Source organism: Paenibacillus sp. AK002 (assembly GCF_053903045.1).
Window position 1 is genome coordinate 12,501 of record NZ_CP096377.1, and the last position, 20,436, is coordinate 32,936.

Annotated in this window: 21 protein-coding genes, 2 rRNA genes and 1 riboswitch (1 of these 24 cut by a window edge); of the genes, 21 read left to right on the forward strand and 2 right to left on the reverse strand. The window is 50.3% G+C overall.

Going from position 1 to position 20,436, the window contains the following annotated elements:
- The 3 genes from M1D70_RS00050 to M1D70_RS00060 form a co-directional block, all read left to right on the forward strand.
- Positions 1-1,818, forward strand: a 23S ribosomal RNA gene (locus M1D70_RS00050); it begins 1,113 nt to the left of the window's first position.
- A gap of 66 nt (positions 1,819-1,884) precedes the next feature.
- Positions 1,885-2,001, forward strand: a 5S ribosomal RNA gene (rrf, locus tag M1D70_RS00055).
- 343 nt (positions 2,002-2,344) lie between these two features.
- Positions 2,345-2,782 carry a hypothetical protein gene (locus M1D70_RS00060; RefSeq protein WP_009591900.1) on the forward strand — a complete coding sequence of 146 codons (438 nt, stop codon included), beginning with the start codon at positions 2,345-2,347 and terminating at the stop codon, positions 2,780-2,782.
- Between the two features lie 98 nt (positions 2,783-2,880).
- Here the strand turns inward: M1D70_RS00060 and M1D70_RS00065 are convergent, their stop codons facing one another.
- Positions 2,881-3,402: a hypothetical protein gene (locus M1D70_RS00065; protein WP_456288832.1), complete on the reverse strand. Its 522-nt coding sequence runs from the start codon at positions 3,400-3,402 to the stop codon at positions 2,881-2,883.
- 233 nt (positions 3,403-3,635) lie between these two features.
- On the opposite strand from M1D70_RS00065, the gene M1D70_RS00070 reads away from it, so the two are divergent.
- The 10 genes from M1D70_RS00070 to rsmI all read left to right on the forward strand — a co-directional run bounded on the left by M1D70_RS00070 (position 3,636) and on the right by rsmI (position 11,719).
- Positions 3,636-3,821, forward strand: coding sequence for a sigma factor G inhibitor Gin (locus M1D70_RS00070; RefSeq protein WP_006207397.1), 186 nt, complete (start codon positions 3,636-3,638; stop codon positions 3,819-3,821).
- 139 nt (positions 3,822-3,960) lie between these two features.
- Positions 3,961-5,628, forward strand: coding sequence for an aminotransferase class I/II-fold pyridoxal phosphate-dependent enzyme (locus tag M1D70_RS00075; RefSeq protein ID WP_456288833.1), 1,668 nt, complete (start codon positions 3,961-3,963; stop codon positions 5,626-5,628).
- Between the two features lie 77 nt (positions 5,629-5,705).
- Complete coding sequence (gene tmk, locus M1D70_RS00080) at positions 5,706-6,350, forward strand: dTMP kinase (protein WP_036672076.1); 645 nt, start codon at positions 5,706-5,708, stop codon at positions 6,348-6,350.
- Positions 6,351-6,415: 65 nt separating this feature from the next.
- Positions 6,416-6,745 carry a cyclic-di-AMP receptor gene (locus M1D70_RS00085; protein WP_006207400.1) on the forward strand — a complete coding sequence of 110 codons (330 nt, stop codon included), beginning with the start codon at positions 6,416-6,418 and terminating at the stop codon, positions 6,743-6,745.
- 339 nt (positions 6,746-7,084) lie between these two features.
- On the forward strand, positions 7,085-7,528 hold the full coding sequence (locus M1D70_RS00090; protein WP_009591907.1) for a YaaR family protein: 444 nt from the start codon (positions 7,085-7,087) through the stop codon (positions 7,526-7,528).
- 84 nt (positions 7,529-7,612) lie between these two features.
- Positions 7,613-8,599 carry a DNA polymerase III subunit delta' gene (gene holB, locus M1D70_RS00095; protein WP_009591937.1) on the forward strand — a complete coding sequence of 329 codons (987 nt, stop codon included), beginning with the start codon at positions 7,613-7,615 and terminating at the stop codon, positions 8,597-8,599.
- Between the two features lie 56 nt (positions 8,600-8,655).
- Positions 8,656-9,456 (forward strand): PSP1 domain-containing protein, encoded by an 801-nt coding sequence (locus M1D70_RS00100; protein ID WP_009591910.1) that lies wholly within the window; start codon positions 8,656-8,658, stop codon positions 9,454-9,456.
- A gap of 32 nt (positions 9,457-9,488) precedes the next feature.
- Positions 9,489-9,857, forward strand: a complete 369-nt coding sequence (yabA, locus tag M1D70_RS00105; protein ID WP_009591928.1) for a DNA replication initiation control protein YabA — start codon at positions 9,489-9,491, stop codon at positions 9,855-9,857.
- A 204-nt stretch (positions 9,858-10,061) separates the two neighbouring features.
- On the forward strand, positions 10,062-10,829 hold the full coding sequence (locus M1D70_RS00110; protein ID WP_456288834.1) for a tRNA1(Val) (adenine(37)-N6)-methyltransferase: 768 nt from the start codon (positions 10,062-10,064) through the stop codon (positions 10,827-10,829).
- Positions 10,826-11,719 carry a 16S rRNA (cytidine(1402)-2'-O)-methyltransferase gene (rsmI, locus tag M1D70_RS00115; RefSeq protein WP_332296912.1) on the forward strand — a complete coding sequence of 298 codons (894 nt, stop codon included), beginning with the start codon at positions 10,826-10,828 and terminating at the stop codon, positions 11,717-11,719. The genes M1D70_RS00110 and rsmI overlap by 4 nt, the downstream gene beginning before the upstream one ends.
- 270 nt (positions 11,720-11,989) lie before the next feature.
- Here rsmI and M1D70_RS00120 read toward each other — a convergent pair whose 3' ends face one another.
- Positions 11,990-12,244 (reverse strand): AbrB/MazE/SpoVT family DNA-binding domain-containing protein, encoded by a 255-nt coding sequence (locus tag M1D70_RS00120; RefSeq protein WP_006207408.1) that lies wholly within the window; start codon positions 12,242-12,244, stop codon positions 11,990-11,992.
- Between the two features lie 323 nt (positions 12,245-12,567).
- Between M1D70_RS00120 and M1D70_RS00125 the strand changes: the two genes are divergently transcribed.
- From M1D70_RS00125 to M1D70_RS00160, 8 genes are all read left to right on the forward strand, one after another.
- On the forward strand, positions 12,568-13,857 hold the full coding sequence (locus tag M1D70_RS00125; RefSeq protein ID WP_456288835.1) for an HD domain-containing protein: 1,290 nt from the start codon (positions 12,568-12,570) through the stop codon (positions 13,855-13,857).
- A gap of 96 nt (positions 13,858-13,953) precedes the next feature.
- A complete protein-coding gene (locus tag M1D70_RS00130; protein WP_009591897.1) occupies positions 13,954-14,718 on the forward strand; it encodes a TatD family hydrolase in 765 nt (254 codons plus the stop codon).
- 205 nt (positions 14,719-14,923) lie between these two features.
- Positions 14,924-15,138: riboswitch (cyclic di-AMP (ydaO/yuaA leader) on the forward strand.
- Positions 15,139-15,407: 269 nt separating this feature from the next.
- Entirely contained in the window at positions 15,408-16,595 is a 1,188-nt protein-coding gene (locus M1D70_RS00135; protein WP_119850704.1) for a 3D domain-containing protein, read from the forward strand.
- A gap of 186 nt (positions 16,596-16,781) precedes the next feature.
- Positions 16,782-17,327, forward strand: coding sequence for a ribonuclease M5 (gene rnmV / locus M1D70_RS00140; protein WP_009591902.1), 546 nt, complete (start codon positions 16,782-16,784; stop codon positions 17,325-17,327).
- 3 nt (positions 17,328-17,330) lie between these two features.
- A complete protein-coding gene (gene rsmA / locus M1D70_RS00145) occupies positions 17,331-18,215 on the forward strand; it encodes a 16S rRNA (adenine(1518)-N(6)/adenine(1519)-N(6))-dimethyltransferase RsmA (protein WP_009591917.1) in 885 nt (294 codons plus the stop codon).
- 114 nt (positions 18,216-18,329) lie between these two features.
- Positions 18,330-19,232, forward strand: coding sequence for a sporulation peptidase YabG (yabG, locus tag M1D70_RS00150; protein WP_009591939.1), 903 nt, complete (start codon positions 18,330-18,332; stop codon positions 19,230-19,232).
- A gap of 291 nt (positions 19,233-19,523) precedes the next feature.
- On the forward strand, positions 19,524-19,799 hold the full coding sequence (gene veg, locus M1D70_RS00155; protein WP_006207415.1) for a biofilm formation stimulator Veg: 276 nt from the start codon (positions 19,524-19,526) through the stop codon (positions 19,797-19,799).
- Between the two features lie 233 nt (positions 19,800-20,032).
- The gene (locus tag M1D70_RS00160; protein ID WP_009591920.1) at positions 20,033-20,215 is read left to right on the forward strand and encodes a small, acid-soluble spore protein, alpha/beta type; all 183 of its coding nucleotides are present in this window, start codon (positions 20,033-20,035) and stop codon (positions 20,213-20,215) included.
- Positions 20,216-20,436 lie beyond the last annotated feature (221 nt).

Genomic DNA, 20,436 nt, shown 5'->3' on the forward strand with positions numbered 1-20,436 from the left:
CTTAGAAGCAGCCACCATTTAAAGAGTGCGTAATAGCTCACTGGTCGAGTGACTCTGCGCCGAAAATGTAACGGGGCTAAACACACCACCGAAGCTATGGCTTGATGCTTTGCATCAGGGGTAGGGGAGCGTTGTATGTAGGTTGAAGGTGTACCGTAAGGAGCGCTGGACAGCATACAAGTGAGAATGCCGGTATGAGTAACGAAAAGATCAGTGAGAATCTGATCCGCCGAAAGCCCAAGGTTTCCTGAGGAAGGCTCGTCCGCTCAGGGTAAGTCGGGACCTAAGGTGAGGCCGAAAGGCGTAATCGAAGGACAACAGGTTGAAATTCCTGTACCACCGTAAACCGTTATGAACGATGGGGTGACGCAGGAGGGTAGTGACGCGGACTGATGGATGTCCGTCCAAGCAGTGAGGCTGATGTGTAGGCAAATCCGCACATCGATAAGGCTGGGCTGTGATGGGGAGTGAAAATTATAGTAGCGAAGGTCATGATCTCACACTGCCAAGAAAAGCCTCTAGTCAGGTGAAGGTGCCCGTACCGCAAACCGACACAGGTAGGCGAGAAGAGAATTCTAAGGCGCGCGGAAGAACTCTCGTTAAGGAACTCGGCAAAATGACCCCGTAACTTCGGGAGAAGGGGTGCCTCGGTAGGGTGAATAGCCCGAGGGGGCCGCAGTGAAAAGGCCCAAGCGACTGTTTAGCAAAAACACAGGTCTGTGCGAAGCCGTAAGGCGAAGTATACGGGCTGACGCCTGCCCGGTGCTGGAAGGTTAAGGGGAGCGGTTAGGGGTTAAACCCGAAGCTGTGAACCGAAGCCCCAGTAAACGGCGGCCGTAACTATAACGGTCCTAAGGTAGCGAAATTCCTTGTCAGGTAAATTCTGACCCGCACGAATGGCGTAACGACTTGGGCGCTGTCTCAACGAGAGATCCGGTGAAATTTTAATACCTGTGAAGATGCAGGTTACCCGCGACAAGACGGAAAGACCCCATGGAGCTTTACTGCAGCTTGATATTGGATTTGGGTACGATCTGTACAGGATAGGTGGGAGCCTTTGAAGCATGAGCGCCAGCTTGTGTGGAGGCGACGTTGGGATACCACCCTGATCGTATCTAGGTTCTAACCTGGTACCGTAATCCGGTACGGGGACAGTGTCAGGCGGGCAGTTTGACTGGGGCGGTCGCCTCCTAAAGAGTAACGGAGGCGCCCCAAGGTTCCCTCAGAATGGTTGGAAATCATTCGAAGAGTGCAAAGGCATAAGGGAGCTTGACTGCGAGACCTACAAGTCGAGCAGGGACGAAAGTCGGGCTTAGTGATCCGGTGGTACCGCATGGAAGGGCCATCGCTCAACGGATAAAAGCTACCCTGGGGATAACAGGCTTATCTCCCCCAAGAGTCCACATCGACGGGGAGGTTTGGCACCTCGATGTCGGCTCATCGCATCCTGGGGCTGAAGTAGGTCCCAAGGGTTGGGCTGTTCGCCCATTAAAGCGGTACGCGAGCTGGGTTCAGAACGTCGTGAGACAGTTCGGTCCCTATCTGTCGTGGGCGTAGGAAATTTGAGAGGAGCTGTCCTTAGTACGAGAGGACCGGGATGGACGTACCGCTGGTGCACCAGTTGTTCCGCCAGGAGCATGGCTGGGTAGCTACGTACGGACGGGATAAGCGCTGAAAGCATCTAAGCGTGAAGCCCCCCTCAAGATGAGATTTCCCAGTATGTAAGACCCCTTGAAGACGACGAGGTAGATAGGTTGGAGGTGGAAGTGCAGCAATGCATGGAGCTGACCAATACTAATCGGTCGAGGGCTTATCCAAAATATATTTCAATGAGTTGCAAATTCGTTTCGTATCTAGTTTTCAGGTGATCAAGCATCTGAACCGTTTGGTGGCGATGGCGGAAGGGTTCCACGCGTACCCATACCGAACACGACCGTTAAGCCTTCCAGCGCCGATGGTACTTGGACCGAAGGGTCCCGGGAGAGTAGGACGTCGCCAAGCGAAAAACCACTGTCGATGTAATCGATGGTGGTTTTTATTTGTTTATGGGACTTTTGATGCTTTGCCGTGTTAAGAGATCCAACGCTATAAATAGCACTAAACGTAAGTGCCAGCGGCTTTTCTGTTATATAACATGATCTTAAAATTGACGTAAACAGATGAAGATTTTGTTACCGATACCACGCCGAAAATCAGTATAATAGAATTAGGCATAATCGGGTAAGTGTTTACCGATTTACGCAGGCTATAGGAATGAAGGCCTGATTGGAAGGTTCTCCATTAACCAACCAACTATGAATACTCATCTGGAGACCGGTTATTGTGGGGGAAGGAGGACAATGACATGTTGCGTAAAAGTGGTCTGCATGTGGCAGGAATGATCTGTGCGGGTACGATACTGTTAATCGGATCCGGATGCGGGGCATCCACGGAACCAAGCTGGAAATCCTTTGACGGGGCAGCGAATGTGAAATCATTCCCGGTTCCGAAGGAAGCGAATAAAACGGAGCAGACAACAGGCAATAGTGACTTGGATTATGTACGCTATGCGCTTCCAGGCTTGAAGGAAGACGATAGTATTCCTGAGCCTTACTTGGATGAAATCGAGTCCTGGGGATGGAAGCAGAAGGAAGTTGAAGACAACGGGTCTTCGTTAGTGTTTGAAAAAGGTAAAAGTATCGTCCACCTTTCGGTGCAAGACGATTTTCTCATAATCACGGTTCCTGCTCAGCTTAAGAAACAAGTCATACAAGGATTGGAAAGCAATAAAGCGAATGAATAAAGACCTCTTCCGGCTTCGGAATGAGGTCTTTATTTCATGTATAACGGAATAGGATTGCAACGCTATGTAGTAAATTCAAACACGAAAAATTCCTTGCTTTATTGCTGGTAGTATGAGATATCCTGCTCATTCATTTTTAACATCCCGTCTTTACGCTGACCGCTCAGGCGCAGCATGGTATAACCTCGCGGAAGAAGCAGCCATAGATGCCAGAACACAATCGCAATGGCAAACGGCAGCGATGACCAGAAGGCCATGATAGCGCTTAAGACTATCCCTATCCAACAGGTATAGAACTGCACCAACATGAATACGCGACGGCTGACATGTTGATCCGGGATATAACCAAGCCAAGGCAGCCTCAGCCTGAAGCGCCAGCGCTTCCGATAGCCTGTTCCCAGGAGGACAAGCACGGTATGACCAATAACGTACTGGATCCATAACATAAGCGGAAAAGCGATGAGCATATAGAGCAGAATGTACGGAGACACCCATAGGGTCCCTGCAGCTGCAGCAAGCCAAGGCAGACTTAAGTAGAGGATGAGCAAGCTTCTGGAAATCTGGATTTTCTTGATTAATCGGTAGTGATAAAAGGTGGCTTGACCGTGTGGATCTGCCATTGGGCTATGCCGTCCCCCTTTAAATAGAAGATAAATTTCGATAGACGAGAAGTTTTAGTCTTTTATGTTTTTATCGGACAAAATCATATTTTTATTAAGCTGAAAAAAAAGGTACAGACACAAGGCCATCAAGGGGTACATATAAATAAAGCGTAGAAAGATATCCTATGAAAAGGTTTAAAATAATAGAAACTGTGTCATACTAATAGGAAAAGGATCAAGGTGGGATGGTTATGGAAGAATTGACCGAACACGTGTGTATCATATGCAATCAGTCGAAGACCGATGGAATCACCATTGTATCGCAATTCGTATGCGAGGAATGTGAATCGGAAATCGTCCATACCAGTGCGGAAGATGCCAAATATCATTTTTTTATCCGTCAATTAAAACAGATTGCGATGCCGAAGAATGCATAGGCGCGGGTACGCGTGTTAAATGGGCCTGAAGTAAGGGCCTTTTTTTGTTTAGAGAGGATTTTCAGGGCATGGAAACGTAGGCGTAGGTTTCAATTTGCGTTAAAATAGGTTAGAGAATGTAATCCGAAGGGATATGTCGATGACTACACATAGAGAGCGTGCCCCACTAACGGAAGCTTTAAGGTTATATCGGGAACGCGGGGCTTCATCTTTTCATGTACCCGGCCATAAGAACGGCAGGGCATACGGGGCAGAAGGTGACGCAGCGGAGATGCTGCGAGAGGCGATGCGCATCGATGTGACGGAAATTACCGGAACCGATGATTTATTTCATCCGGAAGGCGTGATTCAGGAAGCGCAGGAGCTGGCTGCCGATTGTTTTGGCGCCGAAGAAAGCTTTTTTCTGGTGGGCGGTAGCACGGCCGGCAATCTGGCGTTAATCCTGACGGTATGCCGCGAGCCGGGCGATCTCGTGCTGGTGCAGCGGAACGTACATAAGTCCGTGTTGAACGGATTGATGCTGGCCGATGCAAGGGCGGTGTTTCTTCAGCCGGAGCTGGACAAGCAGAGCGGTTTAGCCGTTGCCCCATCAGAAGCTACGCTGACAGCGGCTCTCGAGGCCTTCCCTGAGGCCAAGGGAGCGATCATCACGATGCCGAACTATTACGGGATGGGGAGTGACTTAAGGCCGCTGGCGGACGCTTGCCATAAGTGCGGAGTGCCGCTGCTGGTGGACGAAGCGCACGGAGCGCATTACGGGCAGCATCCCCAGCTGCCGATGAATGCTTTGTCATGCGGCGCGGACGGCGTGGTCCAATCCACGCACAAGATGTTAGCCGCGATGACGATGGGAGCCATGCTGCATGTACAGGGCGGGCTGCTCGACCGGAGCCTGCTGCGCCAGCGGCTGGCGATGGTGCAAAGCTCCAGCCCCTCGTACCCGCTCATGGCTTCGCTGGATCTGGCACGGCGCCTGCTGCACACGCAGGGCGCAGGCGCCTTCACGGCTGGCCTGGCTGCCGTGGATGCCTTCCGGCGCGGCCTCGCGAAGCTGCCGCGCTTCGGGCTGCTGCAGCCGCCGCAGCCCGGGGATGGCGCCGCGGGCACAGCCGCCGCGGCGTACACCCGCCAGGACCCGTTCAAGGCTGTCATTTATGACCGCACCGGGGCCCTGAGCGGGTATGCACTCCAGCGCGCATTAGAGGCGCGCGGCTGTGTGCCGGAGATGAGCGACGAGCTGCGCGTCGTCTTATTGTTTACATTGGGATCGACCCGCGAAGATGCGAATCACGTCTTATGGGCTCTTGTGCATATTGTAGAGCAGGGGGAGAAGACGGATGAGACCGGAACGGAACCAGGCACTGCTGCAGAAGGCACGGAATTACTGATCCGGAAATTGCGGGAACAGGGGGATTTCGTGAAGTACGAGCGGCCGGGGATCCACTTGAATGAGGGTTCTTCTCATTTCAATGTCGATACTAGCTTGTTAACTGAAGAAAGTTCGGTCTCCGATGTTTCCACGTGGAACAATTTGCTGCGACAGGCTCCATATTCAGCTCCAATCTCTTTCTCGCTCAAGCCGATTGACAAGGAGAGATTGGAATCGGTGCCGTTAGCGAAGAGCGCCGGGCGAAAGGCGGCCGAGATGGTTATTCCGTATCCGCCAGGCATTCCGATATTATACCCCGGTGAAGACATAACTGCAGAAATGGAACAGAGGATGCTGGCATTGAGGATGGCCGGGGCCAAGTGTCAGGGAATAACCGATCCCACGCTGCAAACCATCGTCGTTTACAAGGAAACGTAAAGGATAGAAACCTCCGTTATGCACCGGTACGAAAACTTGGGGCATATGATCAACAAATAATGAAAGCAGGATACGCTATGAATAATCGCAGACCACTATTTATTACCGTAGAAGGAGGAGACGGATCCGGTAAAACGACCATGATGGGCAGACTCGCCGCGTTTATGCAGAATCATTCGATCCCGTATCTGATTACCCGCGAGCCCGGCGGCATAGAAATCGCCGAGAAGATCCGCTCCATTATTCTGGATCCGGAGCACACCTCGATGGATGCACGCACAGAAGCATTGTTATACGCGGCAGCCCGCCGCCAGCATCTTGTGGAGAAGGTGGAGCCGGCATTAAGGCAGGGATTGACCGTACTATGCGACCGATTCGTGGACAGCAGCCTGGTTTACCAGGGGTATGCGCGCGGATTGGGCATGGAAGAGGTATGGAGCATCAATCAGTTCGCCATTGATACCCGGATGCCGGATCTGACGCTGTTATTCGATATCGAGCCGAGGATCGGCCTGTCACGGATCGCGGCGAATGCGGAACGGGAATGGAATCGACTGGATATGGAGAACCTGACATTTCACGAGAAAGTTAGGGAAGGCTATCTATTGGTAGCAGAGCGTAATCCGGACCGAATTCGCATCGTGGATGCTTCCAAGACGCCCGCCCAGGTCGAAAGGGAAATGAATCGTCACTTGGAAGACGCGATATTAAAGGATTTTTGAGGTTGTTTGTCAAATAAGTAGTGTTAAGGGCATACGATGCCCAAAATAAACAAGGAGGGTTTACCATGAAATTGATTGTTGCGATTGTCCAGGATAAAGATAGCAACCGTCTCTCCGCCGCATTGGTCAAAGCTAACTTTCGGGCGACAAAGCTTGCAAGTACAGGCGGCTTTCTGAAGGCGGGGAACACCACCTTTATGATTGGGGTAGACGATTCACAGGTTGAAAGTGTGCTCAGCGTCATTCGCACAAGCTGTAAGGTCCGCGAACAGCTGGTCACTCCGGTAACCCCTATGAGCGGTACAACCGATTCCTATTTGCCGCTTCCGGTCGAAGTGCAGGTTGGCGGCGCAACGGTATTTGTGCTCCCTGTAGAACGTTTCGAGCATTTCTAAATTCATTCTCTAGATCTGCGATAGATACGTAACGGATGTTTTTATTGGGATATTTGACGGCTGTGTTCTCCTGTATTGAAAGTCTTCTGAACCACTTCTGTATCATAATAAAAATAGTTACCGTAGATCGCTGCAATCGGGAGATGATCTTTCATAAATGGATATTGTAGATGGACTCCGGATCAAGCACCCCGTATTTCGATCATTGTCGGCAAATCGCTTGACAAGATAACCATTTCAAGGTACGTTCACGTGAGGCATAGGTTGTTCGATATGAACGTACCAGATGCCTCCGTTTTATTAAATGCAACAAATTAACGCAATAGGCGGTGGATTCAGGTGAAGATCAATCCGGGCTTTCGGCCCATGAAAAGCGAAATCACGGTGCCGGATGGCAACGCCAGACCGATTCAGAAGCGATCGTTCTCGGATATGATGCAGCAGCAGGGAGAACGTGCGACCCATGAAGAGCTGAGTCGTCAAATGCGTGAAATTGCAATGCAAGGGGATCGTTTGGCCAAAGCGATGACCGTCCGGGAGTTAAAGGCATATAAATTGATGGTTCGCCGCTTCCTGGAAGAAACGGTTCGTCGCGGCGTGAAAATGAAGGAAACGCGAGGCTGGGACCGCCGGGGGCGCGGCAAGCGCTATAACGTAATCGATGAGGTCGATTCGGCGCTGCTCGAGATGGCGGATGAGCTGCTGGATACGGAGCAGGGGCGAATTGATCTGCTGAACAAGGTAGGGGAAATCCGGGGCATGCTGATCAATCTTGTATTCTAGCCGTAACCAGTAAGAAAGTTTACTTGAAATGATGGACTGTTCCGTCATAGAGGATCATGAAGGATTGGTAGAAGGTGAGGACATATGTCTTTTAACGATATCGTAGGTCAAGAGACTGCGAAGCAACTGCTGCAAAATGCCTTGCGCCGTAATGCTGTCAGTCATGCCTATCTGTTTAGCGGCCCGAACGGAGCCGGACAGATGCAGACGGCGCTTACGTTTGCCAAGGCATTGTTTTGTACGGAACTGGATGACGATGCCTGCGGGCAATGTTTGGAATGCCGCAAGGTGGAGCACGGCAACCATCCGGATCTGACGATGGTCGAGCCGGATGGGGCCAGCATCAAGATCGATCAGATCCGCGATCTTCAGCGGATATTCTCTTATCGATCGGAGAACCGGAATCCCAAGGTATATATTATTGACCGCGCGGAGAAGATGACCACGCAGGCAGCCAACAGCCTGCTGAAATTTCTTGAGGAGCCGCAGGCGCCTGCCGTCGCCATCCTGATTGCCGAGAATGGACAAGCCCTTCTGCCCACCATTCAATCACGATCGCAGTTAGTCCCGTTTCGGGCACTCGATCCGCAGATGATGGAAAAGGTCCTTGTCGGCGAGGGCTATCCTGCCGCGCTTGTACGCTGTGCCGTTCATCTGGCGTCCGGGCTTGACGAGTGCAGGAAAATATTGAATGAGAATTGGTTTGCAGAAATTAGAAACGTAGTGTTACAATTAGGGAAGGAGTCTTTGAACCGCAGCGGCTCTGCGATGATCACCGCGAGTCAAAAAGTGTTCAAAACCGAACTCTCCGATCATCTGGACTTATTGTTCAGTATGTTTCATTTATGGTTTAAGGACATGATCCATGTCCAGTATGGAAGGAAAGAGTCTCTCGTTTTCATAGATCAGGCAGAGTATATCTCTGGTCATGCATCAGCCCGCAGCACAGCACAGTGGGTGTCATACATGGATTTGGCCGCAGAGTGTCAGAAGAAGTTACGCTATAATGTCAATGGACAGCTCAGTTTAGAGCAGTTATTGATGGGTTTGGGCGGTAACACTCCGGCGTGAGCACACCCCCAGGCCCGAAGAATGGCCAATATGTACAGGCACAAGGGGGTTTATTTTTGTACAGTGTAGTAGGTGTCCGCTTTAAGAAAGCGGGCAAAATATATTACTTTGATCCGCTCGACCTCCCCGTGGAGAAGGAACAATCCGTAATTGTGGAAACCGCGAGAGGGATCGAGTATGGTCAAGTTGTGATAGGAAAGAAGGAGGTAGGTGAATCGGACGTTGTCCTTCCTCTCAAGAAGGTCATTCGTATCGCTGGTGACTCCGATGCCCGTGTGGTTGAAGAGAACAAACAAGCGGCGAAGGATGCATTCACCACCTGTTTAAATAAAATTCGGGATCACGAGCTGAAAATGAAGCTGGTCGACGTGGAATTTACCTTTGACCGAAACAAAATCATTTTCTACTTCACGGCGGAAGGCCGTGTGGATTTCCGTGAACTGGTTAAGGATCTGGCCAGCATATTCCGAACAAGAATCGAACTTCGCCAGATTGGAGTTCGCGATGAAGCCAAAATGCTCGGCGGTCTTGGACCATGTGGACGTGTACTGTGCTGTTCCTCATGGCTTGGTGATTTTGAGCCGGTATCGATCAAGATGGCAAAGGATCAAAGCCTATCGCTCAATCCGACTAAAATATCCGGGCTATGCGGAAGATTGATGTGCTGCCTAAAGTTTGAGCATGATAATTATGAAAGCGTGAAAGAAGAGCTTCCATCCGCTGGGAAACTGGTCGTTACTTCGCTTGGAGAAGGCAAAGTAGTCGGGCTCAATGCGGATAAGCGGACGGTTCATGTTCAGCTGTTTGAAATTGGAAAGGTCAAGGAACTTCCAATGGATGACGTTGTCATCAAATAGTCCAATAGAATGTTTATTTTCGGGGTGTAGACTTGGAGAAGAAAAACATTTTTGTGCTCATTCAAGAGTTGGAAACACAGATGGGACATATACACAGTGAACTGGGTGGACTTAAGCTGGTCATCAAGGAACTGCTGGAAGAGAACCATCGCCTCAGTCTTGAAAATGAACAGCTCCGGAAAATTTTAAAGAGGGAAGTCAATCCGGCAGAATTGGAAAACCCAGTTGCTTTACAGCCTCAGCCTCATGTGAAGGATGAGGAACATGAAGATGTGGTCGGTGAGGGGTATGATAACCTGGCACGGCTGTATCATGAAGGCTTCCACATTTGCAATGTCTATTATGGGCATCTGCGGACGGAAGGGGATTGCCTGTTCTGCTTGTCTTTTTTGAATAAATAAGAAGCCGTAGGGGAAACTGCCTACGGTTTTTTTCTAGAATCGAAAGGTTATACTGTAAGGATCGCGAGTGAAACATATGGCTGCTTGTCATGCAAGTGTGAAGAGCAGCCTTTTACGTATTTCATATCATCAGGCAAGGGTGGAAAGAGCTATACACCATAGTACCGGGGATATGACGAATTATAGAGATAAAGGGTTGAAACCATGAAATTGAAAGAAGTGTTATTGCACCCATCCGAGCGGATCGATGATCTGCTCACCCATGAGCTCGGCATCATTCAAAGCGAAGAGGTATTCAGCTTCTCCATGGATGCGGTCCTGCTTGCCAGGTTTGCCAGCATACCGCGCAGGGGCCGGATTCTGGATATGTGCACGGGTAATGGGGTGATTCCCATTCTGCTGTCGACACGTACAGGCACGCCGATCGAGGGGATTGAAATTCAGCCCAGACTTGCGGATATGGCCAGACGGAGCGTAGCGATGAATGACCTTCAGGACCAGATCACGATCCATGAAGGCGATCTGCGGGAACTGTACAAGGAAAAGGGATATGGTGCGTATGACCTGATTACGGTCAATCCGCCTTATATGCCGATGAATGGCAGCGACTTGAAGCTGAATGAGCATCAGGCGATTGCGAGGCATGAAATTCACTGTACGCTTGAAGAAGTCATTGAGTCCTGTGCAAGGCTGCTCAAACAAGGCGGGAAGATGAGCATGGTTCACAAGCCTCTGCGGCTGGCGGAGATTATCACCCTGATGAACAAATACCGGATTGAGCCGAAGGTCATCCGGTTTGTGCATCCGCGCGTGAAGATGGAAGCCAACATGGTCCTGATCGAGGGCATTCGGGACGGAAAGCCCGAGGTTCGGCTGAAGCCACCGCTGATTGTGTATGATGAGCAGGGGAATTACGGACCGGATTTTATGGAAGTTTACTATGGAACACATGAGGATGAGACAAAAGAATGAGAAATCTGGTGCAACAGAGTTATGCCGACCGGGGAGCGGGAAGTCCGGGTTCGCTGTATTTGGTGGCAACGCCGATCGGGAATTTAGAGGATATGACGTACCGCGCCGTACGCATCCTCCAGGAATGCGATATTATCGCGGCAGAGGATACGAGGCAGTCACGCAAGCTGCTGACCCATTTCGAAATTCCGGCTAAACCGCTCTTTAGTTATCACGAGCATAATAAGGCGGCAAGCGGTCCTGAAATCATACGTTATATAATAGAAGGAAAAAATGTGGCACTCGTCAGCGATGCCGGTCTGCCGGCGATTTCAGACCCTGGCAGTGATCTGGTTTCGCTTGCGATTGAGGCAGGAATTTCGGTCATTCCGATCCCGGGAGCCAATGCGGCGTTATCCGCCTTAATCGTGTCGGGTTTGCCGACCGAACGGTTTACGTTTATCGGCTTTTTGCCGCGGGAGCGCAAAGATATCGTCCAGCAGCTGCAAGCTTTGCAATCGGCGCAGGGAACGTTGTTATTTTATGAATCTCCGCATCGCGTGAAGAAGACGCTGGAGATCCTGCAGGAGGTACTGGGAAATCGGAAGGTGACCTTGGCACGGGAACTCACCAAGCGCTACGAGGAATTTGTCCGAGGCAGCATTTCCGAATGCCTGGACTGGCTCACGGAGCATCCGCCACTGGGGGAATATTGTTTGGTGGTGGAGGCCGGCAGTGCAGAAGAGGAGCAGAAAGAGAAAAATGCCTGGTGGCAGGAGCTTTCGCTGGAGGAGCATGTGGGGCACTATGAGCGGGAAGGACTAAGCCGCAAGGATGCCATGAAAAAAACCGCGGGTGATCGCGGCGTATCGAAAAGGGACATCTATAACGCACTCCTGACGGAGTCGTGAATATGGCTTGCCTGGCCCAAGGGGGATAAACAAAATAGCCCCACAAAGTGGAGCCTAAGCTTTGATGCTTATTCCAAATACTTTACGGGGACCCCAAAAACATATCAATGGGGTTAAAGAATGGATTACGTTTCACTGAAAACTTATAATTCTTTAATCCCAAAAAAAAGACCCTCCTGCGGCCGGGTTCATAGCCGAGGAAGGCACCAAGGAGATATGAAAAAGGTTAGAATTAACAGAATGTAATAATGCTATTATATACTAAAAATCTTAATTTGTCACAGGTGTAGGGATTTCCGAGATACATTCATGGCAAACAATTTTACCTTTGAAGTAAGTGACGTTCTCAGCGTTACCACAGAAGATGCAGGCAGGCTCATATTTCTTAAGCATGATGCGTTCGCCGTCTACATAAATCTCCAATGCATCTTTCTCACCAATTCCGAGCGTGCGGCGCAACTCAATTGGAATGACGACCCGTCCAAGCTCATCGACTTTCCTTACAATTCCTGTTGATTTCATCATAACTTATAAATGCCCCTCTCGCCATAATTTAAAAAAGTCATAATTCGACATAGTTCTAGTTTTTATGTTATTTATAGTACCAACGATTCCCAAAACAGTCAACCTATATTTTTGAAAAATCGGAACCTGTTTACGAAAATATAGTGAACAAAAGCCTTATATAGCAACGGAATTACCATAATCGAACCAATTTTTGCGACGATTTTGGATTTGTCGATTTGGAAAGCGTGATTTTACGTTATTCGACACGGTTCGACATTAGATGTCAAAAGAAGTGTTTAACGGCTAAAACCAAAGCGTGAACGAGAAGGAGTTGAGATGAAATGCATTCACCCATTTCGGAAGAAAAAGTGTTTAAGGACCCCGTCCATAATTACATTCATGTGCAGGACGACATTATATGGCGGTTAATCGATACCCCGGAATTCCAGCGGCTTCGCCGGGTCAGGCAGCTGGGCACTTCTTTCCTGACCTTTCATGGAGCTGAGCACAGCCGATTCTCCCATTCTCTTGGGGTCTATGAAATTACGAGAAGAATCATCTCTCAATTTGAACGGAGAGGGTATTCCGATTGGCCTGCCGAAGAGCGGCAAGTTGCGCTCTGCGCGGCGCTGCTGCATGATGTGGGGCACGGACCTTTTTCCCATTCCATAGAAGAAGCTTTTCATATGAACCACGAGGATTGGACATGCCGGATCCTGCTCGGAGATACTTGCGTCAATCGGGTACTTCAGGAGCTCGGTGCCGATTTTCCCGAGAAGGTCGCCTCCGTTATTAACAAAACCTACGATAAGCCGATTGTCATGAATCTGGTCACTAGTCCGCTGGATGCAGACCGGATGGATTATTTGCTAAGGGATGCTTACTATACGGGAGTCAATTATGGAACGATTGACATCGACCGAATCCTGCGGATGCTGCGGCCGTACCGGGATCGGGTCGTCGTGAAGGAATCGGGCATGCACGCGGTGGAGGATTATCTCATGTCGCGGTATCAGATGTACTGGCAGGTGTATTTTCATCCCGTCACCCGAAGCTCCGAAATCATCCTGCGTCAAATCTTTCGCCGTGCCAAGGAGTTGCATGACCGTGGATATGCTTTCCGGTTCATGATCGAGCCGCTGCCTGCGCTGTTTTCGGGGAATATCGGCGTTCATCAATATTTGCGCCTTGATGAAGCCTTGATTCAAACGGCCTTTCTGCAATGGACGGAAGAGGAAGACCCGCTTCTTAGCGAATTATGCGGCCGTTTCATGCACCGGAAGCTCTACAAATACGTAGAAATCGACAACATCGATCTGGAAACCATCGACGGGATCCGTCAAGCGTTCCGGGCCGTGGGGCTGCATCCGGAATATGACCTGGAGATTGATTTTCCAACGGATCTTCCTTATGATAAGGTTCATTCCGATATGCCGCTTAACGAGAAACAGATTCTCCTTCTCGACCGGCATGACGAGCTGAGGGAAATCTCGGAGGTATCCGATATCGTACGCTCGATCAGCGGCATTCATAAAGGGCGGTATCATCTTTATTATCCGGAGGAGAAGGTGGGCCCGCTCCTGGGTCAAATGCCGGAGAGGATCGCCGGCGTCTTCAAACAACAGCATTAAATCAGGCATAACAGGACAACCGTTAATACCCTTGCATTCAACCAACTAATGGAAAATAGACGACATAGAAACGACAGGAAGGAGAGTGTGGATAGTATGCTGTTCGACACGCACACTCATATGGACGCTCCCCAATTCGACGAAGACCGGGAAGCTGCAATTCAGCGGGCGCTTGAAGCCGGCGTTACGCGGATGATCAATATCGGATTTAACCGGGAGACGATCCCGACCACGATGAAGCTGGCCGAGACTTACGATTTTATATATGCAGCGGTAGGCTGGCACCCTGTAGATGCGATCACCATGGAGGATCAGGACCTGGATTGGATCGCCTCTTTATGCAGTCACGAGAAAGTGGTGGCAATCGGGGAGATCGGCTTGGACTATCATTGGGATACGTCCCCCAAGGAAGTGCAGCACCGTGTGCTTCGGCGCCAGATCGGGCTTGCCCGGGAATTGAACATGCCCATTGTCATTCATAACCGGGATGCGCATGAAGATATCGTTAACATTTTGCGTGAGGAAAAAGCCTCCGAGGTCGGCGGTGTCATGCATTCCTTCTCCGGAAGCTGGGAAACGGCAAAAATGTGCCTGGATATGGGATTCCATATCTCGTTTGGGGGGCCGATTACGTTCAAGAATGCGAAGCAGCCCAAAGAGGTTTTGGCAAAGGTCCCGCTTGATCGATTATTGATCGAAACGGACGCGCCTTACCTGACACCTCATCCCTTCCGCGGGAAACGAAATGAGACCGCATATGTAAAATTGGTGGCGGAGGCGGCGGCCGAAATTAGAGGGTTGTCCTATGAGGAATTGGCCCAAATTACCACCAAAAATGCACTGGAACGATTTGGTATTTAACGAAAACAAGAGCAAAAGCGATGAAAAAGGGAGCATTTTCGATTAATTAAAGTTTTTTAATCAGAAAAGGCGTTGATATTACAATATTTTAACCTTTTACATGAGAAAATGTGGTTGAATGTTGCTTTACAACCTGCATACAAACAGGATATCATCTTTTCAGTGATAAGAAGCTGCGATGTGCAGATCGCAGCCGAATATTTCATGAACCGTCTCGCTTAATCTCCGAAATTCTGGAGAACGGGGGAACCGATACTGCGGTGCATACTGGTCTGGATGCACGAAGCTGTATTTGATTTCTTTTTCGGGTCTTTGGGGTGAATTTGAAGGATCTCGCCATGAGCGGGCATCCGGATATAGGGCGTCTCTCTTACGTCCGAACCCGACAGCTAACTCCGTAAGCGAAATAAGAGGGGAAATCTCGTGCATACCATTTCCATGATTTCATTCATCAGGAAGCCACGTTAGAGCCTCTAGTACTCTTTCAATGGCTTCTTTTATTTTTGAATAATGGAGACGGGTCCATCATACTCTTGGTAAACAGGAGGTGATGGCAGATGGACGGAAGACGGGAATTGACGCAGGGTGTAGATAGATAGCAGGGCGCCCTGTGAGAAAAATTGCTATAGTCACGTCAAATGCATTCATGCGTTTACCTAGACGGCGGGACTATGAAGGAGGATGGAATAGTGGGCATTTTTCAACCTGAAGAAACCCATGAATCACAATCATCCAGCATGTCTTACGCATTGAGATGGAAGCATGACAATTTGCGTCAACTGATGTTGCTCGGCGCCATGGGTGCCGTTACGGTATCACTTCTCATATCGTTGGTTGTACATGACCAGGCAGGCAAGGAAGTTCAGCTTGTCGTCGACGGCCGGGTCACTACGGTGGAAACACGTGGATCGTTGCTGCAGGAATTGCTGGATGAGCAAGCGATCACGTTGAGTCCCCAAGATCAAATTTCGATGCCCCTGAACGGCGCGATCCGGGACGGAGACCGAATTATTATTGACAGAGCTATTCCAGTCAACGTTACGGTAGGCAGCAAAACCAAAACCATATTTACATCCCAGGATACAGTTGATCATGTACTCAAAGAGGCTGGCGTTACGATCCAGGGTGAAGATATAGTACAACCGTCGCAAGACACGAAGCTGACCAGCAATATGAATATCCATGTCGTTCGCGTCACGAAGCAAAAAGTTAAGGAAACGGAAGACCGCGAATTCCGTGTGATCAAGACGGCCGATCCATCGCTTGAAAAGGGCGATAACCGCGTCATTCAGCGGGGCGAGCCTGGTCTTATGGTGAACCATTACGAGAAGGTCTACCACAATGGCAAGCTGGTTTCCAAGACGAAGGTCTCCCAAGAAATTGAACGCAGAACAAAGGATAAAATCATTGCCGTAGGTACGAAAAAAGTGGAGAAGCCTGTTATCGTCCAGGCGGCAGCCACCGATGTAAAAGCTACACCGGCTAAATTGTCCGGCACGAAAAAAGTAACGACCGCCAAGGCTGTGGAGAACAACGTGGTCTCCCGCGCAGGCGTTGATTTTAAATACAAGAAGGTATTGAACAACGTGTCGATGACGGCGTATTCGGCCGAGCAGCAAGGAATCGGTACGCGTACCGCATCCGGCACTCGCGTTACGGAAGGTCGCACCATCGCCGTTGATCCTAACATCATCCCGATCGGGTGGTGGGTCTACATCGAAGGCATTGGCTTCCGCCGTGCTGAAGATACGGGCGGCGCCATCAAAGGCAACAAAATCGATGTCTATTACGATTCGTTGAAATCGGCCATGAATTTCGGCCGGAAGAGCGGTCGCACCGTTTACGTGATCGGTCCGGTTAAACCTGAATTGAACTAGACGCATGAATTCCAATTTACTTTGCCATTCTAATGCTATACTATTTAGCTTATAATATATGATGATCAAGAAGAGGGAATATTTCCTCTTCTTTTGTTTTGTTAAGACCGGAGTAATCAAGGCTAAACGGGTTGAACCTTAACGTTGTACAGGCCTGCTCGGCTTAGGAAGGAAGAGAACGAACGCATGATTAAAGAAGTGATTGTCGTGGAAGGCAGAGACGATACCGTTGCCATTAAACGGGCCGTAGAGGCCGATACGATCGAAACCGGCGGTTCAGCGATCAACAAACAAATCCTGAAGCGCATAGCGCTTGCCCAGGAGCGCAGAGGCGTTATCATATTGACGGACCCTGACCATGCGGGAGAACGAATCCGCAAAATCGTGGATCGGGGCGTACCCGGCTGCAAGCACGCCTTCATCCCGGAAGCGGACGCTACCCGAAAAGGGGATATCGGCGTGGAGAATGCCTCGCCAGAGGCGATACGGCGCGCGCTGGAGCGGGTTCACACGTCTTTTGAGGGTAGAGAGAGCCTGATCAGTTTGGAGGATCTGCTGGAGGCGGGATTATCGGCTCACCCGGAGGCCGCGGCAAGACGGATGGCGATGGGTAATCTGCTGGGCATCGGATACTGCAACAGCAAGCAGTTCCATAAACGATTGGCCATGTTTCAAATATCGCGGGAAGAATTTCTGGCAGCACTTGCACAGCTGGAAGAAGGGGGCATTTAGCCAATGAGTCGGATCGAGGATATATCAACACCAAGACGGACGAAGGAGATCATCTCACGCCATGGATTCTCCTTCAAGAAAAGTCTGGGCCAGAACTTTCTCATCGATCAGAATATTTTGTACAAAATCGTGGAAGCTGCAGGACTTGATGAAGATAAGGGCGCGCTCGAGATCGGGCCTGGCATCGGTGCACTGACGGAGAAGCTGGCGCAGACGGCAGGAACCGTCACCGCAGTCGAAATCGATCAGCGCCTGATTCCCATCCTGAAGGAAGTCCTGGAGCCCTACGGGAACGTGAGGGTTCATCATGGGGATGTGCTGAAGGTGGATCTTCATGAACTGTTCCGTCAGGATTTCGGGGACGTATCGAAGGTAAGCGTGGTTGCCAATCTGCCGTATTACGTGACGACGCCGATTCTCATGAAGCTGCTGGAGGAGAAGCTGCCGCTGGAGAACATCGTGGTGATGATTCAGAAGGAAGTGGCCGAACGGATGGCCGCTGCACCGGGAAGCAAGGATTACGGAAGTCTCAGCATTGCCGTTCAATATTACAGCGAGCCAAAGCTGGTCTGCATCGTGCCGCACACGGTGTTCATTCCGCAGCCGAACGTCGAGTCGGCCGTGATTCGCCTGGCGGTCCGGGAACAGCCTCCCGTTCGCGTGGAAGACGAACGCTTCTTCTTCGAGGTGGTCCAGGCTTCTTTTGCACAGCGACGGAAGACGATTGCCAACAATCTGAAGAGCCGGTTCTTCCCGGGTGAGGGGCGCGAACGGCTGGAGCAGCTGCTGCAGGAAGCAGGAATCGAGCCTTCACGGCGCGGAGAGACGCTTAGCATTGAGGAGTATGCGCGGCTTAGCAACGTGCTGTTCGGCGCCAATATCCGTTGACGCACCCTTTCGGGAGTCCCTGGAGCTTACGAATGGCCTCCGCGCGATAAATTGGCGCTGAACAAGAACCAATAGTCACAGTAGCCCATACCATAGGGTAGGGGTGATGTTGTGATGAACTTGGGAGACTTGGTCGTTCGTAAATCCTACGGCGGCGATGTAACGTTCCGGGTAGAAGGCATGCGGCAAAATAATAATATCGTCATCAAAGGGACGGAATTCCGGTTACTGGCCGATGCTCCCGTTGATGATTTGGTTACGGTCCCGCATCCCACCTTAAGCGAACGAACAAAGCAGGCGCAGATCAAAGCCAATGAATCGCTGGACCGCCTGCAGAAGCAAAGACAGGAGCAGAGCGAGCGTCAACTGGCCAGCCTGCGGCATATTGAAGGCGGCCAGCTTGCGGATAAAGGATACTTTGACGTGCCGGGCAAGGTGCTGCATTTGGATGGAGATCCCCAATATCTGAAGAAGAGCATGACCTTGTACAACCAGCTTCGGGTCCCAGCGGAAGGCCATTATATCAATGAGTCGGGGATGGCCGATTCATTATATCGTCTTCTTCCGCGGGTAAGACCTGATATCGTTGTGATCACAGGGCATGATGGGGTTCTGAAGAGACGTCAGCCATACGATTTATATAGCCTGGACAGCTATAAGAATTCCCACAACTTCGTCACGGCGATTCAAGTGGCGCGTCAATATGAGCGGAACCTGGATTCCCTGGTCATCGTGGCCGGAGCGTGCCAATCGCATTTTGAGGCGCTGCTGCAGGCTGGGGCCAATTTTGCCAGCTCGCCGGGGCGAATCCTCATCCATGCGCTGGATCCCGTCTACGTCGCCGCTAAAGCGGCCTATACGTCGGTCCGGGATACCGTGAACATCCATGACGTGGTCCATCATACGATCAGCGGCAGCCAGGGCGTAGGCGGAATTGAGACGAGAGGCAGCTACCGGATCGGTCTGCCCAAGCTGCAGGATTTGTCCACCTTGAAGGTTACGCCTTCAGTCAGCTAGGCTCCTAATCCGTTCGATCAGAGGTTCCCATAACCGCTGGAGAATGGACCAAGAAGAACCCCACTCGCTGGGGTTTTTTTATTTTTCCTATCCATTCGTTAAGAAAGTTGTCAGAAAAAATACATAAAGCTTGTCAATTTAGCACATATTAAAGCAAATGAGCGCGAGAATGGCAGGGTCAAAAAAAATACATTGACAATATATTTTTGATGCTGATATAATTAATGTTTTTGAATTGACAAATGATGTGATCTTCGGTATAATGGACAAGGAAAGAGGTGGTCGTCGACAATGGCTAAAAATGCGCTGTTGGAAATCAAACGCAGTCTCGATGCCCATTTAGGGCAAAAAATTACGCTTCGGGCAAACGGTGGCCGTCGGAAGACCGTCGAGCGTACTGGTGTTTTGGAAGAAACGTACCCTTCTGTTTTCATTGTGAAGCTGGACCAAGACCAGCAAACTTTTAAACGTGTGTCTTACAGTTATGCGGATATTTTGACCGAAACCGTGGAGATCATGGTCACCGGTGACGACAACGAGATGCGAATCACCTATATCAAGTCATAACGATACGTCATGAGAGCAGTCTCCGCTTACAGGGAGGCTGTTTTTTGTTGCCATCCTTCCGGAGGGATGACAAGGAAGGGTTGAACGCATACTAAAGCTGCGCGAAGCTTATCCCAGCCGTTCTATACGCGGTGACGGAGACTTAAGCATGCGCAGGGCCCATGGAAGGCCGCTGCGTCGCGCGGGATGCTGTTCATGCCATACTCAATACATTTTCCAAGGAGGCGGGATTGATGAGCAGAAGAAGACGAAGCATCATGTCCGATCAATTGAAGACCGAATTGGCTAAAGAATTGGGATTCTACGACACCGTGGAAAAAGAGGGCTGGGGAGGCATTAAGGCCAAGGATGCCGGTAACATGGTAAAACGGGCGATTGAGCTCGCCGAGCGGGCAGCCCGCAAATCCGACCTGTAAGAGTATGGCCGCATCGCAGCAGGGTCTTCCGGTTAAGCGGAAGGCCCTGTTTGTTTCACCTTTAGTTTCCCGACTCGCAGGAACAGCTTACGTTATACGCGTCGATAGGCGTTTTTCTTAAAGCCGGTGCATCGTAAACGTCATCAAACGGTCCCATGACTTCAAAGCCTGAGTTTGTTAATATAGAGGCATTAGATGTTTTTCCTCGAATATGTTAAGTT

What these genes read in the sequence shown, in the direction of transcription:
- M1D70_RS00120 (WP_006207408.1), bottom strand. Translation starts at nt 12,244, where the DNA reads ATGATGAAATCAACAGGAATTGTAAGGAAAGTCGATGAGCTTGGACGG.
- M1D70_RS00065 (WP_456288832.1), bottom strand. Translation starts at nt 3,402, where the DNA reads ATGGCAGATCCACACGGTCAAGCCACCTTTTATCACTACCGATTAATC.
- M1D70_RS00060 (WP_009591900.1), top strand. Translation starts at nt 2,345, where the DNA reads ATGTTGCGTAAAAGTGGTCTGCATGTGGCAGGAATGATCTGTGCGGGT.
- rnmV (WP_009591902.1), top strand. Translation starts at nt 16,782, where the DNA reads ATGATTAAAGAAGTGATTGTCGTGGAAGGCAGAGACGATACCGTTGCC.
- veg (WP_006207415.1), top strand. Translation starts at nt 19,524, where the DNA reads ATGGCTAAAAATGCGCTGTTGGAAATCAAACGCAGTCTCGATGCCCAT.
- rsmA (WP_009591917.1), top strand. Translation starts at nt 17,331, where the DNA reads ATGAGTCGGATCGAGGATATATCAACACCAAGACGGACGAAGGAGATC.
- M1D70_RS00070 (WP_006207397.1), top strand. Translation starts at nt 3,636, where the DNA reads ATGGAAGAATTGACCGAACACGTGTGTATCATATGCAATCAGTCGAAG.
- M1D70_RS00075 (WP_456288833.1), top strand. Translation starts at nt 3,961, where the DNA reads ATGACTACACATAGAGAGCGTGCCCCACTAACGGAAGCTTTAAGGTTA.
- holB (WP_009591937.1), top strand. Translation starts at nt 7,613, where the DNA reads ATGTCTTTTAACGATATCGTAGGTCAAGAGACTGCGAAGCAACTGCTG.
- M1D70_RS00125 (WP_456288835.1), top strand. Translation starts at nt 12,568, where the DNA reads ATGCATTCACCCATTTCGGAAGAAAAAGTGTTTAAGGACCCCGTCCAT.
- rsmI (WP_332296912.1), top strand. Translation starts at nt 10,826, where the DNA reads ATGAGAAATCTGGTGCAACAGAGTTATGCCGACCGGGGAGCGGGAAGT.
- M1D70_RS00110 (WP_456288834.1), top strand. Translation starts at nt 10,062, where the DNA reads ATGAAATTGAAAGAAGTGTTATTGCACCCATCCGAGCGGATCGATGAT.
- M1D70_RS00160 (WP_009591920.1), top strand. Translation starts at nt 20,033, where the DNA reads ATGAGCAGAAGAAGACGAAGCATCATGTCCGATCAATTGAAGACCGAA.
- tmk (WP_036672076.1), top strand. Translation starts at nt 5,706, where the DNA reads ATGAATAATCGCAGACCACTATTTATTACCGTAGAAGGAGGAGACGGA.
- yabG (WP_009591939.1), top strand. Translation starts at nt 18,330, where the DNA reads ATGAACTTGGGAGACTTGGTCGTTCGTAAATCCTACGGCGGCGATGTA.
- M1D70_RS00085 (WP_006207400.1), top strand. Translation starts at nt 6,416, where the DNA reads ATGAAATTGATTGTTGCGATTGTCCAGGATAAAGATAGCAACCGTCTC.
- M1D70_RS00130 (WP_009591897.1), top strand. Translation starts at nt 13,954, where the DNA reads ATGCTGTTCGACACGCACACTCATATGGACGCTCCCCAATTCGACGAA.